Below are 1,015 nucleotides of genomic sequence, written 5' to 3'. Positions count from 1 at the left end.
CGATGAAACCTACAAGAAGACGCTAGCGGAAATAGCCGAACAACAAAAAACATCGCCCGCCACTGGTCCAAAGATCAACATTTTTGCGGATAGCTGATATGACCTACAACACCGAGCAACTGCAGCTACAGCCCACTAAACCACCGCACGGTTTTTTGCAGCAGCTACTAACTAAGGGGAAAGTGTTCCCCTTTACCAAGGCAAATGACACTATTGCTTTATCTCTTGCTCGAGAAACGATACCATCGAAAATAAAAGAGACAGAAGGGAATGAAAAGCCATCATTCTGGACCGAAGAAAGCTTAGATAGTGAATCTTTATCAGGCTGGTCTCAACTTTACTTTTTAATGGTGGGACTGGCAAAAATACTATTAATTTTTTTCTTGCCATTATTTTACTTGTTAATCGCATATGCTCTATTTTTTGGTCAAGGAGAATGGGTAGAGAAATGGGAGGATTGGTCAATAATTGCCTATGGCCTAACCCTTTATTTTACGCTTCCTTGCTTGCTTATATGGGGGCACTATAAACTGGTATGTAAAGGCTACTATTTTTTAGCGCCTTTCTTAAAAAGCAAACGTGTTTATAGCTTAAACCGTCAGACAGGGATGGTGACGCTGTATAAGCGTGACAATAAAGTGCGCTTTACACATCCTTTTATTGAATTTGATTGTGTATTGATGTCAGCACCGAGTCCGCAAGGCCACCTAAACTATAATTTAATGCTAGTTCATCGCTATCAGCCTTACTCTGTGGGTGTGCCTATTAGTCACTTGATTGGCACCAACGAGCGAGTGGTGGAGTACCAGCGTTTGTGGAACATGATCCAGCGTTATATGGATGCGAGTCAACCGATGCCAGATCTGTTGGTGCTAGAAGAAGCTCGAGCTAAAGACCCTGTAACTGCCGCTCATGATCAACAGACTGGCCGCGACCCGCGTTACTGGCGAGATATGAGCGATGAAACCTACAAGAAGACGCTAGCGGAAATAGCCGAACAACAAAAAACATCGCC

1 protein-coding gene is annotated in these 1,015 nt (G+C 43.4%); it reads left to right on the top strand.

Annotated elements, in window-relative coordinates; all coding sequences use genetic code 11:
* Nucleotides 1-98 precede the first annotated feature (98 nt).
* A partial coding sequence (locus HLG76_RS14625; RefSeq protein WP_175993940.1) for a hypothetical protein occupies nucleotides 99-1,015 on the top strand: 917 nt, incomplete at its 3' end.

The sequence above is a fragment of the Salinivibrio sp. EAGSL genome (genome assembly GCF_013366455.1).
Classification (GTDB): Bacteria; Pseudomonadota; Gammaproteobacteria; order Enterobacterales; family Vibrionaceae; genus Salinivibrio; species Salinivibrio costicola.
This window is presented reverse-complemented; position numbering and strand designations above follow the sequence as displayed.